Here is a 4591-nt window from a genome sequence, read left to right as displayed (position 1 = left end):
CTGTTGGCTTAGAACATGCAGATGATATTATTGCGGATTTGGAGCAGGCTTTGGGATAATATTAATAGAGTAGTCTACTTAAAATTTTGAATATATTTTTGGTATTTACTTTTTAGATAAAACTCTTTGGGTGACATTTTGTATATATCTTTCCAAGAATCTAAGCCATTTACTTTTTCATAATGTTCAATGATTCTAAATCCTAAAATATATCCAAGATTTTTTTCTATAATTTTATTCGGAATATTTGGGAATATGGGTTCACAATCACTAGATCTATCAAAATGATAGAGTAGGGTGCAAGCATTATCTGATCCTTTAAAAAAGAAAGGTTCGAGTTTTTCAAATATTCTTTGTTCGTTTTCAATAAACCATTCAAAATCATCTTTTGAGCCAATCATTTCATCTCTGGGTATTTTTAAATATTTGTGTTCAAAATAAGTGGCTAATCCTTCATCAAGTGTAACTCCTATGCCAGTTTGAAAGTAAGGGTCTTTACCTACCATATTTTCATAAATTGTATGTTCAATTTCATGTGGAATCACACGCTTGAGATAGTTGTCGTCTTCAATCTTGAACATCAAATCAAATGCCATTGATTGTGAATTACAACCGCCAGATATTCCTTGATTTTTTGGAGGGAAATAAGCTAGAAATTTTGCATTACCCTTTATTCCTGTTATTTTTTGTACAGCGTTTAAGTGTTTGCGAAATAGGCTATCAATATTTTGCTTCATTAAAAAGTTAACTTGTTTCCAAACAATAGAGTCAAAATCTTTCAAATATGTTTTGTTCCATTTCTTAACTTCATTTAAAGAGTAAATCTTGTTTGGAAAAAAATTGAAACAGGAATCAAATAAATATTGATTGGGTTTATAAAATTTTTCTACAATCAAAGTTGAATCATATTTTCCATTATTGTGTGCTAAAATTTGATTTTTAAAGCCATAGTTAAAAGTCATACCACCAATTTTGATACTATCTGGGTATTTTTCGAGAATATGAGTTGCTGAAAATTGTTCTGATTCAACTTTATTTTTACAACTAATAACAACGACTATACTTAAAGTTAAAATAAATAATAAGTTTTTTTTCATAATCTATAACTACTTTAGTTAATACATACTAAACTACTAATTATTCGCTATTTTTTTTTACATAAATTGAAACTTTTCCTAAAATACCTATATTAGCACCATGCTATCTAAAAAAACAAAATACGGTTTAAAAGCACTCACTTATATTGCTAGAAGTAAAGGCGATTTGCCTGTGCCAGTTGGCGAAATTGCTGAAAGTGAAAACATACCTCAAAAATTTTTGGAAAGTATTTTACTTACTCTTAGAAAATCTGGTGTTTTAGGTTCAAAAAAAGGAAAACACGGAGGGTATTATTTACGACAAGAACCAACTGAAATTAAAATGACCGATGTGATGCGGGTTCTTGAGGGGCCAATTGCTATGGTACCATGTGTAAGTTTAAACTTTTACGAAAAGTGTGATGACTGTCCCGATGAAGAAAAGTGTAGTGTTAATAAACTCATGATTCAAGTACGCGATAACACACTTCAAGTATTTAGAAATACCACTTTAGCAGATTTATCTGGGAAATAGCATTGAGAATATCACAAAATTTATAATATTTATTAGTTTTTCCTTCCGTTTATCCTATAAATATTCCATTATTCTAAAAAATTGTTAATACCATTTGTAGTGTTATAAAAAGTATTACATTTGTAATTCCTAGTAAATCTATAGGATTAATATTAAAAATTAAACTAAGATGATTATTGATGCCGTTTTAAATAGAAACAATAAGGATGTGAAAGTGATAGATATTAACGACCCGTCAGGAAAACAAGTGTCTAAAGAAAATGAGAAATCACAAGAAAAAATAAAGCGCAGTCTAGCAAAAACGATTAGTTGGAGAATAATAGGAACATTAGATACGCTTGCTTTATCATGGTTTATTACAGGAGAAGCTACTACCGCAATTACAATTGCTTCAGTAGAATTTATATCAAAAATGGCATTGTATTTCTTTCACGAACGTGCTTGGAATAATATAAAATGGGGAAAGTAATTATGATAGATGAAAATCAAATAGAAGTTTTAAACGAACAGTATAAAAGTGCTGCGCCTGCCAAAATTATTAAAAAGGCTTTAGAGCTTAGTACAGAAGCAGTAGTAACTACCAATTTTAGGCCTTATGAAGCAGCTATATTGCATGCTGTAAGTAAGGTTGAATCTCAAATTCCAGTAGTTTGGTGCGATACTGGATACAATACACCACAAACTTATAAGCATGCAGAACAAGTTATTTCTGATTTAGGTTTAAACGTGTTTTTATATGTGCCAAAACAAACATCGGCGCATCGTGATGTGGTTATGGGGATACCTAGTATTGATTCACCAAAGCATGCGTTATTTACAGAGCAAGTAAAGTTAGAGCCTTTTAAGCGCGCTATGGACGAACATAAACCACAAGTGTGGTTTACAAACTTACGTCAAGGTCAAACCGCATTTAGAAATAGCATTGGTATTTTTAGTTTAAGCAAAGATGGAATTTTAAAGGTGAGTCCGTTTTACTATTGGTCTGATGAAAAATTAGACACCTATTTAAGCAACAACAATTTGCCAAACGAGTTTAAATATTTCGATCCAACAAAAGCATTAGAAAATAGAGAGTGTGGATTGCATGCTTAATTGAGTAAGCGGTTTGCAGTTGCAGTAAACACAAATATATATTAAGAAAAGCATTTGTGAATTCGTGGCAAATGGAAAAATTATAAGAATGAAAAAAAACACATCGCATATAAATTCGCTTGAAAACGAAGCTATTTATATAATGAGAGAAGTAGCAGCACAATTTGAAAAACCAGTGTTGTTATTTTCAGGAGGAAAAGATTCCATTACCTTGGTAAGGCTTGCTGTAAAAGCATTTTATCCAGCAAAAGTACCATTCCCATTAATGCACATTGACACAGGGCATAACTTTCCAGAAACTATTGAGTTTAGAGACCGATTGGTTAAAGAATTAGGTTTAGAATTGATTGTTAGAAATGTACAAGATTCTATAGATGAAGGCAAAGTTAAGGAAGAGTCTGGACGTTACGCAAGTAGAAACATGTTACAAACTACAACGCTTTTAGATGCTATTGAAGAATTCAAATTTGATGCTTGTATTGGTGGTGCGCGTCGTGATGAAGAAAAAGCAAGAGCTAAAGAACGCATTTTTTCTGTTCGTGATGATTTTGGTCAATGGGACGAAAAAAACCAACGACCAGAATTGTTTGATATGTTGAATGGCGAGATTGAGCATGGACAAAACGTGCGTGTATTCCCTATTTCAAACTGGACAGAATTAGATGTTTGGTCTTATATAGAAAGAGAAAATATTGAAATTCCATCAATCTATTTTGCTCACAAGCGTAAAGTATTCTTAAGAGATGGCATGATTTGGTCTGCTGAAGACGGTATCGTTTATAGAGATGATAACGAAGAAGTATTAGAAAAAATGGTGCGTTTTAGAACGGTTGGAGATATGAGTTGTACAGCAGCGGTATTATCAGATGCTGTATCTATTACAAAAGTTGTAGAAGAAATTAGAGATTCTACAATTTCAGAACGTGGTGCGCGTATTGATGATAAGCGCTCTGAAGCTGCCATGGAGAAACGCAAACAACAAGGGTATTTCTAGAAAGCCCCCTAGCCCCCAAAGGGGGAACTAGCAAATTTGTAAAAAAACGTATATAACCCTGTAAGGTTACTGAACTTATAAAAATAAAATAAATTTTAAAATATAACCCGAATAAACTCCCTCTCCTTTGGAGAGGGTTGGGGAAAGGCTTATGGAAGTATTAAAAATTGCAACAGCAGGAAGTGTAGATGACGGAAAGAGCACCTTAATAGGTCGTATTCTTTATGATACAAAATCATTAACGACTGATAAGTTAGAAGCTATTGAGAAAACCAGTAAACAAAGAGGCTATGATTATTTAGATTTTTCTTTAGCTACAGATGGTTTAGTTGCCGAAAGAGAACAAGGGATTACTATTGATGTGGCTCATATCTATTTTTCAACTGCGAAGAAAAGCTACATTATTGCAGATACGCCAGGGCATGTAGAATATACTAGAAACATGGTTACAGGAGCATCGACTTCTCAAGCATCTATCATCTTAATTGATGCTAGAAAAGGTGTAATTGAGCAAACAAACCGTCATTTTTTTATCAATAATTTACTTCGAATTAAAGATGTTGTAGTTGCCATTAATAAAATGGATTTGGTTGATTATTCAGAAGAAACATACAATAAAATTAAAGCAGATTTTTCGGAATTGATGAGTAAAAGAGATTATCAAGATCAAAAAATAACATTCATTCCAGTTAGTGCATTAAAGGGTGATAATGTTGTAAATAAATCTGATAAAATGTCTTGGTATAAAGGAGAATCCTTATTAGAACATTTAGAACAATTAGATAAAGCCGATATATTTAATATAGGTACACCACGTTTCCCAGTGCAATATGTAATTCGTCCAAAAACTGAAGATTTTCATGATTTTAGAGGTTATGCAGGAAAAGTATATGG

6 protein-coding genes are annotated in these 4591 nt (G+C 32.1%); 5 read left to right on the top strand and 1 reads right to left on the bottom strand.

Annotated features, from left to right (window positions below; all coding sequences use genetic code 11):
- Nucleotides 1-74: 74 nt before the first annotated feature.
- On the bottom strand, nucleotides 75-1097 hold the full coding sequence (locus AADI82_RS13845; protein ID WP_341217019.1) for a DUF2268 domain-containing putative Zn-dependent protease: 1023 nt from the start codon (nucleotides 1095-1097) through the stop codon (nucleotides 75-77).
- 100 nt (nucleotides 1098-1197) lie between these two features.
- On the opposite strand from AADI82_RS13845, the gene AADI82_RS13840 reads away from it, so the two are divergent.
- The 5 genes from AADI82_RS13840 to AADI82_RS13820 form a co-directional block, all read left to right on the top strand.
- Complete coding sequence (locus AADI82_RS13840) at nucleotides 1198-1611, top strand: Rrf2 family transcriptional regulator (protein WP_341217018.1); 414 nt, start codon at nucleotides 1198-1200, stop codon at nucleotides 1609-1611.
- 169 nt (nucleotides 1612-1780) lie between these two features.
- A complete protein-coding gene (locus AADI82_RS13835) occupies nucleotides 1781-2080 on the top strand; it encodes a DUF2061 domain-containing protein (protein WP_341217017.1) in 300 nt (99 codons plus the stop codon).
- Entirely contained in the window at nucleotides 2068-2703 is a 636-nt protein-coding gene (locus AADI82_RS13830) for a phosphoadenosine phosphosulfate reductase family protein (RefSeq protein ID WP_341217016.1), read from the top strand. Before AADI82_RS13835 ends, AADI82_RS13830 begins: the two co-directional genes overlap by 13 nt.
- 88 nt (nucleotides 2704-2791) lie before the next feature.
- Nucleotides 2792-3697, top strand: coding sequence for a sulfate adenylyltransferase subunit CysD (gene cysD / locus AADI82_RS13825; RefSeq protein ID WP_341217015.1), 906 nt, complete (start codon nucleotides 2792-2794; stop codon nucleotides 3695-3697).
- Nucleotides 3698-3848: 151 nt separating this feature from the next.
- Nucleotides 3849-4591, top strand: a 743-nt coding sequence (locus AADI82_RS13820; protein WP_341217014.1) for a GTP-binding protein, incomplete at its 3' end; no start/stop codon positions are given.

Source organism: uncultured Wocania sp., assembly GCF_964021735.1.
Classification (GTDB): domain Bacteria; phylum Bacteroidota; class Bacteroidia; order Flavobacteriales; family Flavobacteriaceae; genus Wocania_A.
The sequence above is the reverse complement of the archived record's forward strand: the minus strand, read 5'-3'. Positions and strand labels throughout refer to the sequence as shown.